The 18,739-nt window shown below is 45.2% G+C and carries 20 protein-coding genes, 1 tRNA gene, 2 riboswitches and 1 other annotated feature; of the genes, 2 read left to right on the top strand and 19 right to left on the bottom strand.

The features are described from left to right. Positions 1–27: 27 nt before the first annotated feature. From ACFQ2J_RS15950 to ACFQ2J_RS15965, 4 genes are all read right to left on the bottom strand, one after another. Positions 28–840, bottom strand: coding sequence for an alpha/beta fold hydrolase (locus ACFQ2J_RS15950; protein ID WP_386062813.1), 813 nt, complete (start codon positions 838–840; stop codon positions 28–30). An 80-nt stretch (positions 841–920) separates the two neighbouring features. Further along, positions 921–1,841, bottom strand: coding sequence for an Nmad3 family putative nucleotide modification protein (locus tag ACFQ2J_RS15955; protein WP_386062816.1), 921 nt, complete (start codon positions 1,839–1,841; stop codon positions 921–923). Positions 1,842–1,937: 96 nt separating this feature from the next. Next, on the bottom strand, positions 1,938–3,572 hold the full coding sequence (gene metG, locus ACFQ2J_RS15960; RefSeq protein WP_386062819.1) for a methionine--tRNA ligase: 1,635 nt from the start codon (positions 3,570–3,572) through the stop codon (positions 1,938–1,940). 51 nt (positions 3,573–3,623) lie between these two features. Further along, positions 3,624–3,888: a binding site (T-box leader), on the bottom strand. Positions 3,889–3,954: 66 nt separating this feature from the next. After that, on the bottom strand, positions 3,955–4,650 hold the full coding sequence (locus tag ACFQ2J_RS15965) for a class I SAM-dependent methyltransferase (RefSeq protein WP_386062822.1): 696 nt from the start codon (positions 4,648–4,650) through the stop codon (positions 3,955–3,957). Positions 4,651–4,887: 237 nt separating this feature from the next. Between ACFQ2J_RS15965 and ACFQ2J_RS15970 the strand changes: the two genes are divergently transcribed. Then, positions 4,888–5,451 (top strand): hypothetical protein, encoded by a 564-nt coding sequence (locus ACFQ2J_RS15970; protein ID WP_386062825.1) that lies wholly within the window; start codon positions 4,888–4,890, stop codon positions 5,449–5,451. A gap of 41 nt (positions 5,452–5,492) precedes the next feature. Here ACFQ2J_RS15970 and thiE read toward each other — a convergent pair whose 3' ends face one another. From thiE to ACFQ2J_RS16045, 15 genes are all read right to left on the bottom strand, one after another. Further along, on the bottom strand, positions 5,493–6,116 hold the full coding sequence (thiE, locus tag ACFQ2J_RS15975; RefSeq protein ID WP_386062828.1) for a thiamine phosphate synthase: 624 nt from the start codon (positions 6,114–6,116) through the stop codon (positions 5,493–5,495). Beyond that, the gene (thiM, locus tag ACFQ2J_RS15980) at positions 6,113–6,880 is read right to left on the bottom strand and encodes a hydroxyethylthiazole kinase (protein WP_386062830.1); all 768 of its coding nucleotides are present in this window, start codon (positions 6,878–6,880) and stop codon (positions 6,113–6,115) included. Before thiM ends, thiE begins: the two co-directional genes overlap by 4 nt. Continuing rightward, positions 6,873–7,685, bottom strand: a complete 813-nt coding sequence (gene thiD / locus ACFQ2J_RS15985; protein ID WP_386062833.1) for a bifunctional hydroxymethylpyrimidine kinase/phosphomethylpyrimidine kinase — start codon at positions 7,683–7,685, stop codon at positions 6,873–6,875. The genes thiM and thiD overlap by 8 nt, the downstream gene beginning before the upstream one ends. Further along, entirely contained in the window at positions 7,682–8,368 is a 687-nt protein-coding gene (tenA, locus tag ACFQ2J_RS15990; RefSeq protein ID WP_386062836.1) for a thiaminase II, read from the bottom strand. The genes thiD and tenA overlap by 4 nt, the downstream gene beginning before the upstream one ends. A 69-nt stretch (positions 8,369–8,437) precedes the next feature. Beyond that, positions 8,438–8,542: riboswitch (TPP riboswitch) on the bottom strand. Between the two features lie 4 nt (positions 8,543–8,546). After that, on the bottom strand, positions 8,547–9,035 hold the full coding sequence (thiW, locus tag ACFQ2J_RS15995) for an energy coupling factor transporter S component ThiW (protein WP_386063998.1): 489 nt from the start codon (positions 9,033–9,035) through the stop codon (positions 8,547–8,549). A gap of 106 nt (positions 9,036–9,141) precedes the next feature. Beyond that, positions 9,142–9,251: riboswitch (TPP riboswitch) on the bottom strand. Between the two features lie 89 nt (positions 9,252–9,340). Beyond that, positions 9,341–9,742 carry a hotdog fold thioesterase gene (locus ACFQ2J_RS16000; RefSeq protein ID WP_386062839.1) on the bottom strand — a complete coding sequence of 134 codons (402 nt, stop codon included), beginning with the start codon at positions 9,740–9,742 and terminating at the stop codon, positions 9,341–9,343. 71 nt (positions 9,743–9,813) lie between these two features. Continuing rightward, positions 9,814–10,974: an ABC transporter substrate-binding protein gene (locus ACFQ2J_RS16005; protein ID WP_386062842.1), complete on the bottom strand. Its 1,161-nt coding sequence runs from the start codon at positions 10,972–10,974 to the stop codon at positions 9,814–9,816. A gap of 28 nt (positions 10,975–11,002) precedes the next feature. After that, complete coding sequence (locus ACFQ2J_RS16010) at positions 11,003–11,740, bottom strand: ABC transporter ATP-binding protein (protein ID WP_386062845.1); 738 nt, start codon at positions 11,738–11,740, stop codon at positions 11,003–11,005. Further along, positions 11,737–12,522 (bottom strand): ABC transporter ATP-binding protein, encoded by a 786-nt coding sequence (locus tag ACFQ2J_RS16015; protein ID WP_386062848.1) that lies wholly within the window; start codon positions 12,520–12,522, stop codon positions 11,737–11,739. The genes ACFQ2J_RS16010 and ACFQ2J_RS16015 overlap by 4 nt, the downstream gene beginning before the upstream one ends. Beyond that, positions 12,515–13,546, bottom strand: a complete 1,032-nt coding sequence (locus ACFQ2J_RS16020) for a branched-chain amino acid ABC transporter permease (RefSeq protein ID WP_386062850.1) — start codon at positions 13,544–13,546, stop codon at positions 12,515–12,517. Before ACFQ2J_RS16020 ends, ACFQ2J_RS16015 begins: the two co-directional genes overlap by 8 nt. Then, positions 13,547–14,425: a branched-chain amino acid ABC transporter permease gene (locus tag ACFQ2J_RS16025; RefSeq protein WP_386062853.1), complete on the bottom strand. Its 879-nt coding sequence runs from the start codon at positions 14,423–14,425 to the stop codon at positions 13,547–13,549. 36 nt (positions 14,426–14,461) lie between these two features. Continuing rightward, entirely contained in the window at positions 14,462–15,787 is a 1,326-nt protein-coding gene (locus ACFQ2J_RS16030; protein ID WP_386062856.1) for a phenylacetate--CoA ligase family protein, read from the bottom strand. A 234-nt stretch (positions 15,788–16,021) separates the two neighbouring features. Further along, complete coding sequence (locus ACFQ2J_RS16035) at positions 16,022–16,216, bottom strand: YjcZ family sporulation protein (RefSeq protein WP_386062859.1); 195 nt, start codon at positions 16,214–16,216, stop codon at positions 16,022–16,024. A gap of 101 nt (positions 16,217–16,317) precedes the next feature. Continuing rightward, positions 16,318–17,160, bottom strand: a complete 843-nt coding sequence (locus ACFQ2J_RS16040; RefSeq protein WP_386062862.1) for a protein-glutamine gamma-glutamyltransferase — start codon at positions 17,158–17,160, stop codon at positions 16,318–16,320. Positions 17,161–17,280: 120 nt separating this feature from the next. Beyond that, positions 17,281–17,353 (bottom strand) — tRNA-Ala (locus ACFQ2J_RS16045). Positions 17,354–17,489: 136 nt separating this feature from the next. Between ACFQ2J_RS16045 and ACFQ2J_RS16050 the strand changes: the two genes are divergently transcribed. Further along, positions 17,490–18,731 (top strand): dicarboxylate/amino acid:cation symporter, encoded by a 1,242-nt coding sequence (locus ACFQ2J_RS16050; RefSeq protein WP_386062865.1) that lies wholly within the window; start codon positions 17,490–17,492, stop codon positions 18,729–18,731. Positions 18,732–18,739: the final 8 nt, after the last annotated feature.

Raw genomic sequence — 18,739 nt, forward strand, 5'->3', positions numbered from 1 at the left:
GGGACTGTCCCCACTTGCGTTAAAGCATTAATGCAGTTCCAATGATTGGATGAAGGCGTCGACGACTTGGTTGAATCTTTCCGGTTCTTCGAGGAAAGGGCAGTGACAGCTCTCTTCAAAGATTTCCAGTGTCGATCCTTTAATTTCCTGATGAAGATGCTCACCTGCAGCTACAGGAATCAGCTTCTCTTCCCTCCCAAAGCAAAGCAGCGTCGGCACATCAATTTCAGAAAGGTATGGGCGGCAGTCGATCACCGATTGATCAAACAGGATGGCACCAGCAATGGAACTCGGAATTTTCATTGTCTCTTCCAGCATCCATGCCAGTTCTTCTTCAGACAAGTCCTCTTTGAACATCAACGGGAGGAATCCTCTCAACAAGCCTTCCTGATCCGTTTGAATTCCTTGCATCATTCCCGCAAGGCTATGAAGATCGAATGCTCCGATTTCAAAATCCGGCCATTTGAAGTCTGATGCCAACTCATCCACGATGACGGTGGCCTTAAGGTTTGACCCACCAAATTGGTGAAGATACTCCCAGATGACAAATGCCCCCATCGACCACCCATCGAGGGTGACATCCTTCAAACCAAGCTTGTCGATGAACACGTTTAAATCTTGTGCGTAGGTTGCCACGGTATTGCCGTAGGAAACATCCGGTGATTTTCCGTGACTGCGAAGATCAACCGCAATGGTGCGATAGTTTTCACTGAAATAAGGAATCTGTTTATGAAAAAAACGGCTTGTCATCCACACCCCATGAATAAAAATGACAGGTTTTCCTTCCCCTTTATCTTCGTAGTACAGATTCACACCTTTTTCTATCTCCATATATGGCATTTACAAGCCCCCTGATTCATTTGAATTTTCACCCATTATCTATCCTATTCAACGCTTCATCGCTTATGAGGCTTTTACAATCAGATATCAAACAGTGACCGCAACCAGTTTAGTGATTTTCCTTTAAGGCTGGAAACGTACTCCTGGCCTCTTCCGGTCGTTTGAACAAAACAGGATTCGCTTTCATCCGGGCATAGGAACCAGCGATTTTCCAACTTATCTGGCACGTTTAAATAGGTAGGTAAAAATTCTTCTTCATGGAAGAAGGAAGGCAGTTTCCAGATGCTCGGCTTGTTCTTATGCGCTTCTGAGGATAGCAGCAACTTATTCGTCAGCCTCGGGAAGTATCCACAGCCCGGAATATCATGATCATCAAATAATTTATCAGCAGCAAGATAAATCGTATTATTTTCTCTATTTCGGAAGTCCACTGCAGAGCCGTGCGGATGTTTCTCTTTCACAGCAGATGGCAGCTCGTTCTGATTTTCCTTTGTGATTACTTTCCCTACCTTCAACCATCCATATAAAAAATACGCTCCATCCGTCCACGAGGCTCTAGGGTCAAGTGGGTGGACCCGATTTTTCATCGGCTTGAACCTGCTGAAGAACAAAAAGATACTACCTTCACCGACACCATTGTTCCTTAAGTGGCCGGCTGCTGCTTCCGACTGCCCAAAAGCTCCGAATTTTGGTCCATTCTTAAGCCAAGGGGGTATTCCCAAAACAGGGTCGTAGTGAGCATGGGAATTCTCAATGACCTGAATCGACTTTTTGCTGTATCCCATCTTTGGATCTTTGATGAGTTCTTTTAAATTCGCTGCCCTCATCCCTTCCAGGTAATTGTTTATCACTTTCAACTCTTCAAAAGTGTACCCACTGTCTTTCGCTTCATCTTCCGGTATCGGAAGTACGATATATTTTCCAGTTTCGGGATCAAATGGCGAATAGCCATACCCAGCTGAAGAATCGAATCCCTTACGACTTAAAATAAGTTTTTCCATTCTTGTCTCCTTTCCTATTTTCTGTCCTACCTTTAAATTACGTCATTCAAGTCTCGACACCTTTATTTTTAAAGGAAACCTCATCAATCCAAACTTTTAAGACACGCCGTCATATAAACGATCCAGTTCCTCCTGGATTTTTTCTTTTTCAATCCTTTCAAACAAAGGCTGCACATCATGTAGCGTTGTATCACCTACTTCGATCGGATTCCACTCCAATGCTTCCAATTGAAGCATTGCCCTTACCTTTTCGCTTGAGAAAGGTAAAAATGGATGCAGTAATTGTGCGAGGTTGGCAATGATATAGGTGCAGGTCGCCAACGTGTCCTGACATGCATCTGGCTTTTCTTTCACTTGAATCCAAGGCTTCTGTTCATCAAAGTATTTGTTCGCACTTCTGACAAAATCAAAAATTTCTTCTAGCGCCTTTTTGAACTGTGATCCCTCGATTAAAGCTCCTGCTCTTTCAAATAATTTCTGTGTCTCCGTCTGGATGGATTCATCCACTTTTCCATGCGGAACCTTGCTGTCGAAAGACTTTTCAATAAACTTCAATGTACGATTGACAAAATTCCCATATGCACCAAGCAGCTCACTATTATGACTGTATATGAACTCCCGCCAGGAAAAGTCTGCATCTCTGCTTTCGGGAGCATTGGCTGTCAGGAAGTAGCGGATCGAATCTGGGTCATAGCGCTCCAACAGATCCGGCACCCACACCGCCCAATTCTTACTTGTAGACAGTTTCTTCTGCTCTAAAGTAAGATACTCGCTCGAAACGATATGGCTCGGCCGTGCTGGTTGGTTGATACCAGATAGAATCGAAGGCCATATGATGCTGTGGAATGGAATGTTATCCTTTCCATGAACGTAGTAGGAAACCGTATCTTCCTTCCAAAATCCTTGTTCCTCACACTCCGATTGTTCCGCCCATAGCCTGCTGGCAGAATAGTAACCAGAAACCGCTTCGATCCATACATAAATTTTCTTATCCTCATACCCTTCCACTGGGACACTGACACCATTAGGAAGATCGCGTGATACAGCACGGTCCGGTAGTCCTTCCTTCAAATATCTTTCTGTAAGCTGGATCGCATTCGTCCTCCAGGCTCCTTCCTGCTTCGCCTTTCCCACGAGCTCCTCTAGCTCTTGTTTGAAATTGCTCAACTTAAAATAGAAGTGTTCCGTCTTTTCGATGGCCGGGGTGTTCCCGCACAACTTGCATGTGCGGTCGACCAGATCAAGTGGATCCAGAATCGCAGAGCAGTGATCACATTGATCCCCTCTCGCATCCTTACCGCAATTCGGACAAGTCCCTTCTACATAACGATCAGGAAGAAATTGCACACATGTTGAACAGTAGCATTGTTCCACTTCTTTTTTATATAAGTGACCATTTCGTAGCAACTCCAGAAAAATTTCCTGTACGACGCTATGATGTTGAGGCGCATCTGTACGGGAATAACAATCATAGGTAAATCCAATTGCTCCGAAGCACTCACTGAATTCCTTATGATACTTGTCGGCGATCTCCTGTGTCGTTACCCCTTCCTGTTTCGCCTTGATGGCAATCGGTGTTCCATTACAATCACTCCCTGATACATATAACACCTTCTCGCCCTTCTGACGATAGTACCTCGCCAGGATATCTCCAGGTAAAAGTGCCACCAGATGCCCTAAATGCAGGGACCCATTCGCATATGGCCAAGCTCCACCAATCAATACATTCATGTAACTCATCTCCTCTTGAAAAATAAAAAACCTCGCCCTTAGACACTATTGCCTAAGGACGAGGTTTGATCTCGTGGTACCACCTTGATTCACTGATCACTCACATGATCAGCCTCCATAAGTACGGAGCAGCGTTACTGCCCTTATACTCTGTCATTTATAACGAGTGACAACTCTCGTCCTGATCTAATCCATCAAAGACTCGACCAGGCAGCTCAAAGGCCATTTTCGATCGACGATTTCCTGCTTCTTTTCAGCTTCCGAAGCTCTCTGTGAGAAAATGAAGTCCATCTACTTTCCTTATCTCTGCATTTATTAAAGTTAATTTTCCTTATTATGGCACAACGACATTGAAAATAAAAGTTTTTTTCTCAGCTCTTTATTAAACTTTCCGAAATAATGCAGTCAGCAAACCTTCTACACCGAATAAATCTTCACCTTCGAATGCGTTCATTTCCCTGATTTCGATTACTTCGAAGTCTTGGAAAATCGTTTGCAACTTTTCCGGGGTAAACCCTAATCCACCTTGGAGGGAACGTTGTTCATATACTTCCCAGTCCTCCATAGAAGAGCCGCCAAGTGGGCCGTTTTCCACAAAGCAGGTGAGCGCAAAATGACCGCCGGGCTTCAGCGATTTATTCAATAATTCAAGATAATTCATTCTTCGGTGAGGAGCAATATGATGAAAACAGCCTGAATCATAGACTAGGTCATAGGATGCCTTCTCCACATCCAGGTTAAAGATGTCTTCGTTCCTGAACTGAACGTCCAACCCCATCTCCTTTGATCGTTCTTCTCCCCATTTCAAACCTTCTGTCGATCGATCCACTGCGTCAACATCACATCCTTGCTGCGCGAGGTAAAGTGCATTTCTTCCTGGACCGCAACCCAACTCCAACACCTTTTGGGGCTGGATCATTTTCTGTTGAAAATAGCTTACTAGATTTTCATCAGGAGCATTGATGAAAAACGGAATTTTCTTATTCCGATCTTTGTAGAATTCATTCCAGTCAAAGGTGCGCTCGGCCATTAACTGGTCATCGAGCATGTTTAAGAGATCATCATATGTACGTATCATTTCCCCACCATCCTCTCACTATATTTTACCATTTTCAGAGGGAGTAATGGTGTCTAAGTGGAGTTTGTATAATAAGTTTCCGAGTTTGTACAAATAGGTGTGAGTTTTGTTTAATAAAGGCTCGCATATGTTAAATAACTGATTCAATTTGTAAAAAGAATATCCAGAATTTTGAAACCCTTTCTTCCGCAAAACGTATATCAATTACAGTTATTAACAGAAAAGGAGGTGGAGCACTTGGATGAAAGACGCCGACAGATTTTATTGACGATTGCCATCATCCTATTTATCAGCAGCTTACTTATCCCATTCGTCGTTGTGTTCTTATTGCAGGATTTATTCTTTACAGACCGATCACAATGGTTCTTCATCACACCAACAACCGCATACATAACCTTCATGGCAGGGATGATGTGGCCAGCTATCGTCATTTTCATTCACTTACTGATCCAGACGAAATATAACTTCAAATCCTATAAGTGGGTGAGCATTGCACTGATTCCATTGAGTATCCCGGTCTTGTTGTTCGGTCTTACGAATTATTACTACTTCGATGATCAAGGAATCAATTACAATCACCTGACCACTACAAATCAAATGACATATGAATGGGACGGATTCAAAGAGGTTGAAAAAATCTATTCGAAAGAAGACGGTACGACAACGCTGGTAGAATATCGTTTTTTGACCAAAAAAGATGAAGAAATCTTCGTACCGGTGAATATGGATTTCAGAAATTATCAATCTAGAATTCTCAAATATTTAGAAGAAAACAAAGTGAAAGTCATCGATTCCATCTGACAGAAAACCCTCAAGGCACAGTCGCCATGAGGGTTATTTGTTTACAGATTCTGAACGGTACGTAAGATATCATCGGACTTTGTTATCACAGAGATCACGGCTACTCCATCCGCTCCTGCTTCAAGAACATCCGCTGCATTCGTTTCATTTATCCCACCAATCCCTACAGTTGGAAGGTCAGGATAAACGTGTTTAACTTTTTCTAAAAAATGGACATCCACAGGCTTCTTAGCATCTTCTTTCGTAGTTGTAGCAAACATGGGTCCAACACCCACATAATCGACTACCTCAATCGGACTTCGCTCAAGTTCAGCCAGATTCGAAATGGAAAGACCGATGATCCGATCAGGAAATCGGCGCCGGAGCTCTTCTGCGGAAAGGTCATCCTGACCAACGTGGATCCCATCTGCTTCTAGAGGATCGACAAGCTCAACATCATCATTCACAAAAAACAAAATGCCATGTTTCCTGCAAATCTCCCTGAGTTTCCTGCCGAGTGCCAATTTTTCAGCACCTTCTAGAGATCCCTGCCCTTTTTCACGATACTGAAAAGCTGTAATACCTGCACGGACAGCCTCTTCCAATACTTCGCAAGAATCTCGATCACAGTTCTGGCTCCCCATCACAAAATACTTTCTTAATTTTGAATACAGGTCTTTGCTCATGCCCGCAGTTCCTTCACTTCTGCACTCAGCGAATCTATGAAAACTGGTACAAAACTGCCTGATCCGTTTACCTCTGCAGATGATGCAGCATGAGCGGCAGATGCACCGTAAAAAGCTACAGCTGTGTAAGCTTGGTCCAATCTACTCCCTGAGGTTGTCAAGCAGGCTGTGAGAATGGAACCGAGCAGACACCCTCCGCCAGTCACTTTTGCGAGAATAGGATGACCAGTTTCATTGATTCGGCATGTCTCTCCATCATGGATGACATCCTTGGCTCCAGTTACGACTGCCACTGTCTTATAGGTCTGTGCCACCTGCTGTGCAATTGCTTCCGAATCCCCTTCGCCAACAGCGTCTACACCTTTTGTTTCTAATTGTTCACCAACCAATGCTCCCATTTCACCAGCATTTCCTTTGATCGCAGTGAATCGGACTTCCTTCAAGAGCTTATCTATCACATTTTTTCGAAAAGAAGTAGCAGCCACTCCTACAGGATCAAGCACTACCGGGATTCCCTTTTCATTCGCTGCCTTACCAGCCTTTATCATGGCATCAACTTCATTTGAAGTGACCGTTCCGATGTTGATCAGCACGCCATCAGCAAGGAAAGCCATGTCCCCAGCCTCTTCCACCTCTTTTGCCATGATCGGTGTGCCTCCGAAAGAGAGCAATCCGTTTGCCGTAAAGTTCATGACTACTTGATTTGTCAGGTGATGAATCAACGGCTGCTTTTCCCGGACCTCCTGTAGTATTTGTTCATTCATAATGAAAAACCTCCTCGCGTGTTGCCCAATGATTTGTTGGTCCGCTACCCTTACCTAGCGAAAAGGAGTGACGGATCGCTGCTGTTACATAATTTTTCGCTTTCTCGACGGCATCCACCAACGGAACGCCTTGGCTTAAATATGCCGTAATCGCTGCTGAGTACGTACATCCCGTTCCATGGGTGTTTTTCGTTTCAACCCGATCAGATGAGAACACATGCATCGTTGTACCATCGAATAAATAATCGATGGCTTCACCTTCCATATGGCCACCTTTTATAAGGGCAGCTCCTGCTCCGAAACTTTTCACGATGCTTTCTGCAGCAAGCTTCATATCTTCAAGTGTCGTAATCTTTTCACCGATGATGTCTTCCGCTTCAGGAATATTAGGAGTGACGATAGCAGTCAATGGCAGCAGATTTTCCCGTAAAAATTGGCGCGCTTCCGGTTGGATGAGCGGGTCTCCGCTTTGGGCTACCATGACCGGGTCCATCACATATGGTGAAGACTCATCTTTGAGCCATTCACCGATTCGCTTCATCATCTCTCGATTGGCGATCATCCCTGTTTTCACTGCATGAACAGGCATGTCAGAACGAATCGAATCCAACTGTGCCTCCAGCATTCCAATCGGAAGGTGGTGAATATCCTGGACACCTGTTGTGTTTTGCGCAACGACGGACGTGATCACGGACATTCCGTAGCTTTTCAATTCCTGAAAGGTTTTAAGGTCTGCCTGGATTCCAGCACCACCACTCGGGTCGGTCCCGGCAATCGTCAGCGAACAGGGGATGCGTCTACTCATTTGATCACCGCCTCATGTGCCGGCCACTGTTCACACGTATAGGCCATTTCCCAAAAAGCCAATTCCAGCTGACAGCTCTTACGGAAAGCATCTTTCATTCGAGTCCGCTCTTTATCAGAAGCTTCAGCTGCCACTTCGTCCAATCGTGCACGAAGCTTGTCTGTCACCTGTTCGACTTCCTGATCCGCATAAAATTGAATCCACTCGTTGAACGGGTGGGCCGTATCCGGGCGATATTTCTCCACCAATTCTTTTCCAATTTCCAAGTACGTCCAGGGACATGGCAACAGTGCACCCAGAATTTCCCCGAGATTGCCGGTATGCGCATGATAAAGCATGTGCTTGACGTAATGGTCTGCTGTCGGTGGTAAGGGATACCCTTGGAGCTCCTCATAGCTCACACCGATCTGTTCGCAGAAATTGTTGTGCGGATGGATTTCACTGTTCAGTACAAACCCGATCTGGTCATTGAAATATGCTATGTCTTCACGCGCTGATGATTTTGCGATTGCCAGTCCATACACATGCATGAAGGCATTCAAATATTCGTAATCCGCTTTGATATAGTGGGTTAATGCTTCTTTCGGTACATCGCCCTTTCCGATTCCATCGACAAATGGGTGATTGAAAATCAGTTGGAAAAGGTCATCATTTTCTTTACGAAGAATTTCAGTGAAACGCATCGTTTTTGCCTCCTCATGTTTTTCAGGAAGCTGCGTTGAGGAAAAGTAAAATGTAGAGAAATAAAGAAGAGTATCTCCCGACTACTTCCCTTACGCAGGCATTATCCTGATCAGGTTCCAAGGGATCAAGGAATCTCCTTATCTCAGCTTCGAAAAGCACCCCTAGTAGTTTCGATGTTTAATAGTTATGAAGTAAGTGTTCCTGTTTTACTCTGGATAGGACCAGCCATCCAAGCATTGCCCCTGTCACACTGCTCACAAGGAATGATGGCATAAAGAAAAACGCTCCGAATGTGGTCCCCATCAGAATTTTTGCATATGGCACGGCGAATAGTGCACCAACTACACCAGTACCAAAGACTTCACCAGCTGCAGCCCATCCCTTTTTACCGAGCTTCTGATACAGGAATCCTGCCAGAAACGCACCAATCATCCCGCCTGGAAACGCAAGCAGCGAGCCAAGTCCGAGCAGATTACGAATGAGCCCGATCATGAACGCAATGATGACGGCAGGCAACGGTCCTAAGGTAATGGCTGCTATTACGTTGACCGCATGCTGGACTGGGTAAGCTTTCGCAATTCCTGCTGGAAACCAAAGGAACTGCGCCCCCAATGTACCGAGGGCTACAAGCACCGCCATCGTCGTCAATAAACGTGTCCGATTTATTTTAAACACCCCCTTTTCAGGAGCCTGCATGGCATCTGGACCGTCGACCAAACAATAAAAAGCCAGGTTCTGTATTAGAACCTGGCTAAATAGGAAAAGTGAATAGACTTTCGTCCAACTACTTCCCTACGCTGGTATTAACCAGATCAGGTCCATAAGAGTCGGAAGCTCATTCGCTTCCTCTCAGCCCATGCATGGGCACCCCTAGTAGTAAATCATTAAGTATTGAATTTTATTTGGTCGTCTTCATCTTAACAAATGAAACAGAGGTTGTCATAGTCATTTAGAAACATTCTGTAAAATCCTTATGCAAACTGTTCTTTCTTACGGTAGACCATCCCATCGGCTGTCGCCAACAGTTCTCCATGCTGATTTTTGACAATCATCCTGTACAGTCCGAGCTTTGGATTCTTCGATTCCTCAGTAGCGGTCGCTGTAACTGTGTCCCCCAGCATCCCAGCACGCATGTAATTCATATTGACGTTGATTCCGACGGCAGTCTGTCCGTACGAATTACTTGCAATCGCAAATACTACATCAGCCAACGAAAAAATGGCCCCTCCATTCGCAGCTCCGTGAAAATTCATATGGTTTTCAGTAATCGTCATCGACGCCTTCGCTTCTCCTTCACCTACATGATCAACGGAAATCCCAAGAAACTTTGCATATGGATCTGCATTCACACGATCGAGTACTGCTTCCTTCATTCCTCATTCCTCCTGTTTTTTCTTAAAGTGTATAGTTAAGGGACATCACGATGATGTCCCTTAAATGGCTTTTATTCTTTCAACATCCATTTACCATCTTTCACTTCAGCAAGTACCATACTGTCTGCTTCCAGCCCATTATGATCTTTGTCACTGAAGGAGAAGATTCCAGTAGCACCTACGTAACCATCTACATCATTTTCCAAGTAGTCTCGAATAGCTTCGCGGTCTGTGGCACCTGATTTAAGCGCTTCTACAACCAACATCAAATTATCGTAACCATAAGAACCGAAGTTGGTTGGTTCACTATCATATTCTGCAGTGTACTCATCGTAGAAACTGGAAATGACATCATACTGCTCGTCATCCTCTGGAATTTGTGTCGGGAAGAGCAGTTTTCCTGTAGGTATCGTCACACCTTCCGCTGCATCTCCAGCCAGGTCGATAAACGACTGTTTTGCAATACCATGGCTTCCAATGTACGGAATGTCCATGCCAAGCTCCTTACTGTTCTTTGCAATAATTGCAGGACCTGGGTTCGTTCCCCAGACAACCATCGCCTGTGCGTCTGAACTATCAATCTTCGTCAGCTGCGTTTTCATATCCGGATCGTCCGTATTATAGCTTTCTTTGATGACGATCTCCATGCCATAGTCGCCAGCAAGTGCTTCCAGCTGTTCGACACCACTTGCTCCGAAAGCATTGGAATCTGCCAGAACAGCAATCTTGTTCATGCCTTCATTCTGCAGGTGCATATAGATTCGCTCGACAGCGTGTGCATCGGAGTGAGGTGTTTTGAATACCCATTTCGATTCTTCGACAGGGGACACGATACTTACCGCAGCTCCTGCAGAGATCAGTGGTACTTCATTGTCCATTGCAATCCCTTTCATTGCCAGGCTTGCTCCAGTAGTCGTCGATCCTACGACAGCCAGGACATCTTCATCATGGATCATACTGTTCATTTCTTCCATTGCTTTTTCCGGCGTCGATTCATCATCTGCCAGAATGATTTCTACCTTCTTCCCATCGATTCCGCCTTCATCATTGATCTTCTTCTCAAGCAGCTTTGTAGCATTCCACTCCGGTTCCCCAAGCGGACTTCCTGGTCCAGTCTTTGAGTAGATTGCCCCGATCTTATACACATCGGAATCCCCTTGAGCTTCTTCATTACAAGCAGTCATTACTGCAGCTACCATGACCATCAACAACAGACTAAGCCATTTTTTCATCCTTACTCCCCCATTCAATTATTTTCAATCAACTCACAGTGTGACCTAGGAAAATCTCTTTCACTTCTGGATTATGTAGTAAATCCTTTGCTCGACCTTCCTGGACAATCGTGCCGTGAGACATGACATAACCACGATCAGCTATTTTCAATGAAGCGCTTACATTTTGTTCAATCAACAGAATGGTCACTCCGAATGCATCTCTCAGTTGCTGGACATAATCCAACACTTCCTTGACGATGAGTGGCGCAAGTCCAAGAGACGGCTCATCCAGTAATAACAGGTCCGGTTTTGCCATGATTGCTCTTGCGATTGCTAGCATTTGCTGTTGTCCTCCTGAAAGTGTACCTGCCAATTGTTCCTTACGCTCCTCTAAAATCGGAAAAAGGTTGAATACCTTATCAATCTCTTTGTTGACCTCTTTCTTGCCTGTCTTTTTGTAATGATGGTAAGAACCAAGCAGTAGATTATCCAACACAGACATCGTACTGAAAACCTGTCGATGCTCAGGTACGAGGATTAAGCGATCATGAACGATTTTTTCCGCTTCCCAACTCGTAATATCCTTATCCCGGTAGGATATCTTCCCGCTTGACGGTTGCAAGAGACCGGCGATATTGTTGAGCATCGTAGTCTTTCCTGCTCCATTCGCTCCTAACAAGGCGACAATTTCGCCTTGATCCACATGCAGGTTCACATCATCAAGGGCCTGAATTGGACCATAACTGAAGGATACGCCTTCTACCTGCAGGATTTTCCCACTCATAAGCTCACCTCCTCCTCTTCTTCCTCGGTTCCGAGATAAGCCTCGATCACACGACGATCATTCTGAACTTCCTTCGGTGTCCCCTGGGCTATTTTTTCCCCTTGGTCCAACACGACAATCTGATCACTGACACGCATCACAAGATCCATGTCATGCTCGACAACAAAGATGGAAACCCCGCGTTTCCTCACCTGGAGGATCAGATCACTCATCGCAGCTGTTTCGTTATGGTTCAATCCTGCTGCAATTTCATCCAGCAGCAGTAGCTTCGGGCGTGTTGCAAGCGCTCTCGCCAGCTCCAACAGCCGTAGCTTTCCTAAAGGCAGATTGCCAGCTTCCACGTCTGCTACATCTTCCAAACCGACGAATTTGAGCTCTTCCCACGCCTGCTCATACATCTTCTGTTCTTCCTTTTTGGCACCAGGAAGCTTGAAAGCAGCGGATAAGATCCCCGATTTCGAGTTCGTATGTAACCCGACCATCACGTTTTCCAAAACCGTCATCCGTTTGAATACTTGCAGGTTTTGAAACGTTCGAGCAATTCCCAACGGAGCAATTTTGTAGGACGGGAGGCGATCAATCCGTTTTCCATCAAACCAGATTTCCCCTTCTGTAGGTGGGAAAATGGAAGATACCATGTTAAACAACGTACTCTTCCCAGCACCGTTCGGTCCGATCAGACCGACAACGTTCCCTTCTTCAAAGGAAAAAGTGATATCCTTGTTGGCTACCACGCCACCAAACTTCTTTGTTACCTGTTTCACTTCCAGTAGATTAGGCACTCTGATCCCCCTTTACAGTACTGACATTCGATTTTTTCTTCGCCGAGGAATGAAACACCTGTTTCAGTTTGCCTGAAATAGCTGGAATAAGGCCCTGCGGAAGAAAGATTACGACCAGCATAAGAATCAACCCATACAGGACATGTTCAAAATCGCTCGTAATAAAGGAGATTTGTGAACCTAACGTCTGGACGAACGAGCTGATTGCAGTAATCAGCAATGCTCCGAAAACCGCTCCCCAGACTGTAGTAGCACCACCAAGTACAACCATCGTCAAAAACAATATCGAACCATCAAGTCCGAATGAGCCAGGTGAAATGCTGTAGGACATGTGTGCAAACAACCATCCCGCTACTCCAGCGAACATCGCACTGATGATGAATACCTGCATTTTATATCGCCCTGTATCCACTCCCATCGAGCTTGAAGCGACTTCACTATCGTGAATCGAACGCAATGCGCGTCCCACTCTCGAATGAATGATGTTCAGGGAAAGGATGATAATGACTAAAGCAATTGCCCAAACAAGGTAGTAGTACCCGATTCCCTGTCTGAAGGTAAATCCGAACAACTCAATTTTTGGAATGCCGTAAAACCCGGACGCTCCATTCGTCAAGCCCTTCCATTCCACCAGCAATACATGGATGACGATTCCGAATGCCAATGTTGCCATCGCCAGGTAATACCCATGAAGTCTTGCCATTGTATGTCCCAGAACATATGCAATGAGGCCAGGTACGACAATAGCTATGATCAGTGACACCCATGGACTCAATCCGTATGTAGCAGTCAAAATAGCTGTTGCATATGCGCCTACCCCATAAAATGCTGCCTGCCCCAATGAAATTTGTCCTGCAAATCCCATCAATAAACCAAGACCTACGGCAACGATCGTATAGATACCGGCGAATGTCGCTTTTGTGATCATCAAGGAAGTGGAGAGCAGAAAGGGTAGAATGATGATCAATACAGTGAATGCTGCTACCCCTTTCCAGCTCATCTGTTGCATACCAATCCGTTTCACTTACAGCCCTCCTTTTCCAACATTCTTTTCGCCTAGTAATCCATACGGACGAATCAAAAGAATCATCAATACGAAACCGAATGCGATTGCATCTTTCATCCCTGAACTTATGAATCCGGCACCAAGTGATTCGATCACTCCTAGAAGCAATCCACCAAGTACAGCACCAGGGGCACTTCCAAGTCCACCAAGAATCGTTGCGGAAAAGCCTTTGATTCCGAGCATGACACCCATGTCATAGGCAGGGAAGATAATCGGAGCAATGACCAGACCGGCCAATGCGCCAAGACCTGCACTTAAGGCAAACGAGAATGAAGACATTTTCTTCGGGCTGATCGCCATCAGCTTTGCTGCCATCGGGTTTACCGAACATGCACGGAAAGCTTTACCAAGCATCGTCTTCTCAATCATCAGGAATAATCCCGCAACGATGATCAGCATGAACACCATTACCCAGATGCTCTGAGGGGTGATCGAAGCTCCCATTACTGAAACAGGTTCATCGCTCGCAAAGGAAGCAACTTTCACAGAATCCTTGCCCCATACCATGCTGGCAATCCCGCGAATGAAGATTGCAGCACCGATGGTAAGGATGATCAAACTAAGTGCATCTGCACCTTTCGCTTTTCTGACAATCGTCAGTTCCAATAACCACCCGATCACCACCACGATGGCTATCGTCGATAAAAACGCGAACAAATATGGCAGCCCAAGGTTCAATAAGGAATACATCGTCATCCCGCCAAGCATGACGAACTCACCCTGAGCCAGATTAATAACTTTGGTTACGCTGTAGATGGTGACAAAACCGAGCGCAACTATTGCGTATATACTTCCGATTGTTAATCCGGAAATCAAAAATTGCATCGAATCTCCCATCAACATCCCCCTTTCATATAAACCGAGCCTGTCAAGTTAAACTTGGAGCGCTTCATTTGTGCGGTCCACTATCCGGACTGCCTTACCTTGTGATCGCGGAACCGATTTTGGTCCAAGCACTTTAACATCCACAGACACTAAACAATTATTTTTCATTACCTTTTGAATATGTTTCGCCAGCTCTTTCACATCCGGGTGGTTAAGGTCTTCTTGAATCGTTGCATAGAATCCGTCATCCACTTCCACCTGCAGTTCCACATGCTGCATGCTGCCTTTCTTCAATAGATGCAGCTGATAATGTGGGACAATTCCTTTTACAGTAAGCAGATAGTGCTCGATTTCAGATGGGAAGACGTTGACACCGCGAATGATCAGCATATCGTCAATTCGTCCTTTTACGCGTGACATTTTAATGGTCGTACGTCCACATTTACACGTTCCGCGCGTTAGGGAAGCGATGTCACCAGTCCGATAGCGGATGACAGGAAATGCTTCCTTCGTCAAACTGGTAAACACAAGCTCACCATCCTGCCCCTCTGGAACAGGTTCCATCGTTTCCGGATCAATGACCTCAGCCAGGAAATGGTCCTCTGCAATATGTAAACCATCCTGCGCTTCATGACATTCCATGGCGACTCCAGGTCCTAATACTTCACTCAAGCCATATATGTCACATGCTTTTATGTCGAATTTTTCTTCAAGGGTACGACGCATTTCTTCCGACCACGGTTCAGCACCGAAAACCCCATACTTTAATGAAGTTTTACGTGGGTCCTTGCCCGCATTTTCCATATGTTCAGCGATATTCAACAAGTAGGATGGCGTGCCACATATGACGGTCGGCTCGAAATCTTCGATCAATGTGATCTGCCTGTCCGTATTTCCACCTGAAACAGGGACCGTTGCCATTCCAAGTTCTTCACTTCCACAGTGAAGACCGAGTCCGCCAGTAAACAACCCATACCCATATGCATTGTGAAGGACTTCGCCTTTCTTACCACCTGCAATTGAAATCGCCCTTGCAACGAGCTCTGACCACATGCAAATATCATTCTTCGTATAGCCAACAACCGTCGGCTTCCCACTCGTGCCTGAAGATGCATGAATCCGCACCAGTTCGCTACGGTCGACGGCAAACAAACCGAATGGATAATGATTCCTCAGGTCCTGCTTGACCAGAAACGGCAGCTTCCTCAAGTCATCCAATGACTTTATATCCTCAGGTTTTATCCCTGATTCATCAAATTTCTCCTTAAAAAAAGGCACATGCTCATACACACGCCGGACTGTTTCCTGTAATCTGTTCAACTGTAAGTCCTTCATCTTTTCCGGTGAAGCGCTTTCAATTTCGTGTAAAATCATTTTGAAAAAATCCCCCTATCCTTTGCTATTAAGATATAACGTTTATAGAACGACATATTAAATTGTTGTAATTATCTCTAAATTTAACGTTTAAACTTGCTAAAGTCAACATCATTTTAGGAATTTTCTGAAAATACACAACCTTTTCTAAGTCCCTTGAACAAAACAAAAAGAACCCCGGCTAACCGAGGTTCCCCTTCCTACTATTCCTTTTTATCTCTCTGTCTGATTCGTTTAGTAGCAGTAGCAGGCACCTATGATGATCAACAAGATAAACAGCACTACGACTAATACGAACGTTTCATTTCCTCGTCTACGGCAGCCATACATTGGTGCAGTGTACATAGGCCTTGGTGGCATATTCGCACCCATTACTGGCGATGCATTGACGTTGGCACCCATTACAGGCGCAGCATTATTTGCATACATGGTCGTGCTCCCCTTCCTCTCTTGTGTATATTCACTACATTATACTCACCTAGTATCAAATGGGACCGTTTCAGGGAGAAAATGGGTGAACGCCTTGTCAGTCAGGAAAGGAAGAATTGCTTAAGAAATGCGAGATAATGCAAATAACAGATCGACGTCTGATTGTGATGAAGAACCGGAGCCTGAATTTTGTAGCCTGAACGATACGATGGATTAACAGAAAGCTGAGCCAACTGCTGAAAAGAGGGATGGGTAATTAAATTGGTAAAATAAGCGGACGTTGTACTGCCTTCATACCGTTGTTCATTCAAAAATTCGATCATCTCATCGGCCGTCCTTATTCCAAGACCATGGCCAAAGAAGTTATCATCGGTCATCGCTACAGCATTCTCTCCTCTGAACCATGGCAGCGCAGGGCTGAAGTCCGGATTCGCAAAATAAACGATATCACCAGGAATGTATTTATTACCATAATACGTTTGGAGACCAAGGTCTGTGTCTGTGTGCCAGCTGTACAGATACAAATCTCGAAAATAGTAATCGAAGCGAGCACGATCCAGACTCTTCAGAACAGCATGATAGATGAGGATCACACAGGCGGTTGCACATTCAAAGGCATACTGTGGACTGTTTTGAAAAATGTCCGAGATCGCATCAGAAGGAGAAACATCCGGTCTCAAACGGAATCCCCCTTCAGATGTAAGTATCCAATACATAGGGTTGCAGCGGGCATACTGGAACGTTGTGAAGCCCGCTTCACTTTCATTCATGAGATTTGCACTATCAATGATGTTTTTACGGAGGGTAAGTTCGAATAATAGGTCTTGTTTAGAGGGATAGGAGTACACGTTATCTGCACTTGATATATGCTCGGCTATTTTATTTTCGATCGTGCTGACTTTCAATTGATTTGGCTGAATCGTCTCTCCGGATACCTGGATCATCCAACTCCCCCTTCAGGCAGGGCTTTTAGCTAGTTTATTCGCGCGGAGGTGTAAACATGTTGGACTTCTGTCCAATTAAAAAAATCCACTCACCTTGTGTGAGTGGAACCAAAAAACTGATGGAGTATAGCGGGCTCGAACCGCTGACCTCTACACTGCCAGTGTAGCGCTCTCCCAGCTGAGCTAATACCCCGTATTCAAAAATATGCCAACAACCAGTATTATATAATGCAGCTCAGAAGTTTGGCAAGCACATTTCGTTCGCCTTTTCATTGAAATTACCGCTATACTTGGTAGGTATGATTTATTCTATTGCAAAGGGTGAAACAATGAAAAAAATCTGGCATTCATACAAACATTCTTCTTTCTTATTGAAGATGACAATTGGTTTCTTACTCGGTATCCTCGTCGGAATTTTGCTCGGCGAAGATGCACAGGTACTGAAACCGTTCGGCACAATTCTGATCAACTTGCTAAGCATGATCGCCATCCCGGTCATCTTCCTGACGGTGGTGCTTGCGGTCAACCAAATGCGCCCAGGTCATCTTGGACGTCTTGGTGGAAAGCTATTGCTTTATTATGGAGCGACTACTGCAGGGGCAGTTTTGATCGGCGTTGCGCTTGCGTTGTGGATCAATCCTGGCGAAGGGCTTTCTTTGCCTGATGCACAGGTCGATAAGCCTGCAGCACCTGCATTCTCTTACGTTCTGCTGAACATTGTCCCGAGCAATCTGTTCGAGGCATTCGCTTCAGGTCAATTGATGGGAATCCTTTTCCTGGCACTGATCATCGGGTTGGCTCTTAACACGATGCGCCATTCAGACGAAGAAAAGCTGCGCCATTCGGGAGGTACACTATACCGAGTCTTCGATGCAGGTAATCAGTTGTTTTTCCTTTTATTGAAAGGCATCCTGCTTTACGCACCAATCGGGATCTTCGCCATCAGTGCATCATCTTTCGGGAATCAGGGATGGGAAACATTCCAGTCGCTGATTGAATTCACAGGCGTATTCTACCTTGGTGTCTTCCTGTTATGGATTTTCGTGTACACTGCATTCATCAAGTTTTCCAAAATGGGGATCCGTGAATTCTTCGTAAAGACCAAAGATGCTTATTCTACGGCATTCTTCACCTCAAGCAGTCTGGCGTCATTGCCGGTTGCTATCGAATCTGCTAAAAAAGCAGGTATTTCCGAGCGGATCGCAAACTTTTCCCTTCCTATCGGTGCCGTCTTCAATTCAGATGGTGGTGCGCTTCGGATGGGTGTATCGATTGTCTTCGCGGCAAATGTCACTGGACTCGAGCTGTCCACGATGGACTTCCTGACAATCGTACTTGTAGGTACGCTTCTATCGATTGGTACAGCAGGAATTCCAGCTGCTGGTCTTGTCACCTTGTCAGCGGTGCTGACGATGTTCGACCTGCCACTTGAAATCGTTGCACTGATTGCCGGGGTCGATGTCTTGATCGGCATGGCAGGAACTGCTTCCAACGTCATCGGTGATATCGTTGGTGCAGCAGTCATCAACCGTTCGGAAAAGAAAAATGACTTACAATCAGCTGAAAGCTGAAGAAATCC

The sequence above is a fragment of the Thalassobacillus hwangdonensis genome (genome assembly GCF_042675915.1).
Lineage (GTDB): Bacteria > Bacillota > Bacilli > Bacillales > Halobacillaceae > Thalassobacillus_A > Thalassobacillus_A hwangdonensis.

Excerpts from the sequence above, each read along its gene's own strand:
- ACFQ2J_RS15965 (WP_386062822.1), bottom strand. The coding sequence starts at position 4,650 with ATGATACGTACATATGATGATCTCTTAAACATGCTCGATGACCAGTTA.
- thiM (WP_386062830.1), bottom strand. The coding sequence starts at position 6,880 with ATGAATGAACAAATACTACAGGAGGTCCGGGAAAAGCAGCCGTTGATT.
- metG (WP_386062819.1), bottom strand. The coding sequence starts at position 3,572 with ATGAATGTATTGATTGGTGGAGCTTGGCCATATGCGAATGGGTCCCTG.
- ACFQ2J_RS16035 (WP_386062859.1), bottom strand. The coding sequence starts at position 16,216 with ATGTATGCAAATAATGCTGCGCCTGTAATGGGTGCCAACGTCAATGCA.
- ACFQ2J_RS15950 (WP_386062813.1), bottom strand. The coding sequence starts at position 840 with ATGCCATATATGGAGATAGAAAAAGGTGTGAATCTGTACTACGAAGAT.
- thiD (WP_386062833.1), bottom strand. The coding sequence starts at position 7,685 with ATGAGTAGACGCATCCCCTGTTCGCTGACGATTGCCGGGACCGACCCG.
- ACFQ2J_RS16050 (WP_386062865.1), top strand. The coding sequence starts at position 17,490 with ATGAAAAAAATCTGGCATTCATACAAACATTCTTCTTTCTTATTGAAG.
- ACFQ2J_RS16030 (WP_386062856.1), bottom strand. The coding sequence starts at position 15,787 with ATGATTTTACACGAAATTGAAAGCGCTTCACCGGAAAAGATGAAGGAC.
- ACFQ2J_RS16005 (WP_386062842.1), bottom strand. The coding sequence starts at position 10,974 with ATGAAAAAATGGCTTAGTCTGTTGTTGATGGTCATGGTAGCTGCAGTA.
- tenA (WP_386062836.1), bottom strand. The coding sequence starts at position 8,368 with ATGCGTTTCACTGAAATTCTTCGTAAAGAAAATGATGACCTTTTCCAA.
- ACFQ2J_RS16010 (WP_386062845.1), bottom strand. The coding sequence starts at position 11,740 with ATGAGTGGGAAAATCCTGCAGGTAGAAGGCGTATCCTTCAGTTATGGT.
- ACFQ2J_RS16025 (WP_386062853.1), bottom strand. The coding sequence starts at position 14,425 with ATGGGAGATTCGATGCAATTTTTGATTTCCGGATTAACAATCGGAAGT.
- ACFQ2J_RS16000 (WP_386062839.1), bottom strand. The coding sequence starts at position 9,742 with ATGAAGGAAGCAGTACTCGATCGTGTGAATGCAGATCCATATGCAAAG.
- ACFQ2J_RS16040 (WP_386062862.1), bottom strand. The coding sequence starts at position 17,160 with ATGATCCAGGTATCCGGAGAGACGATTCAGCCAAATCAATTGAAAGTC.
- ACFQ2J_RS15955 (WP_386062816.1), bottom strand. The coding sequence starts at position 1,841 with ATGGAAAAACTTATTTTAAGTCGTAAGGGATTCGATTCTTCAGCTGGG.
- thiE (WP_386062828.1), bottom strand. The coding sequence starts at position 6,116 with ATGAGCAAAGACCTGTATTCAAAATTAAGAAAGTATTTTGTGATGGGG.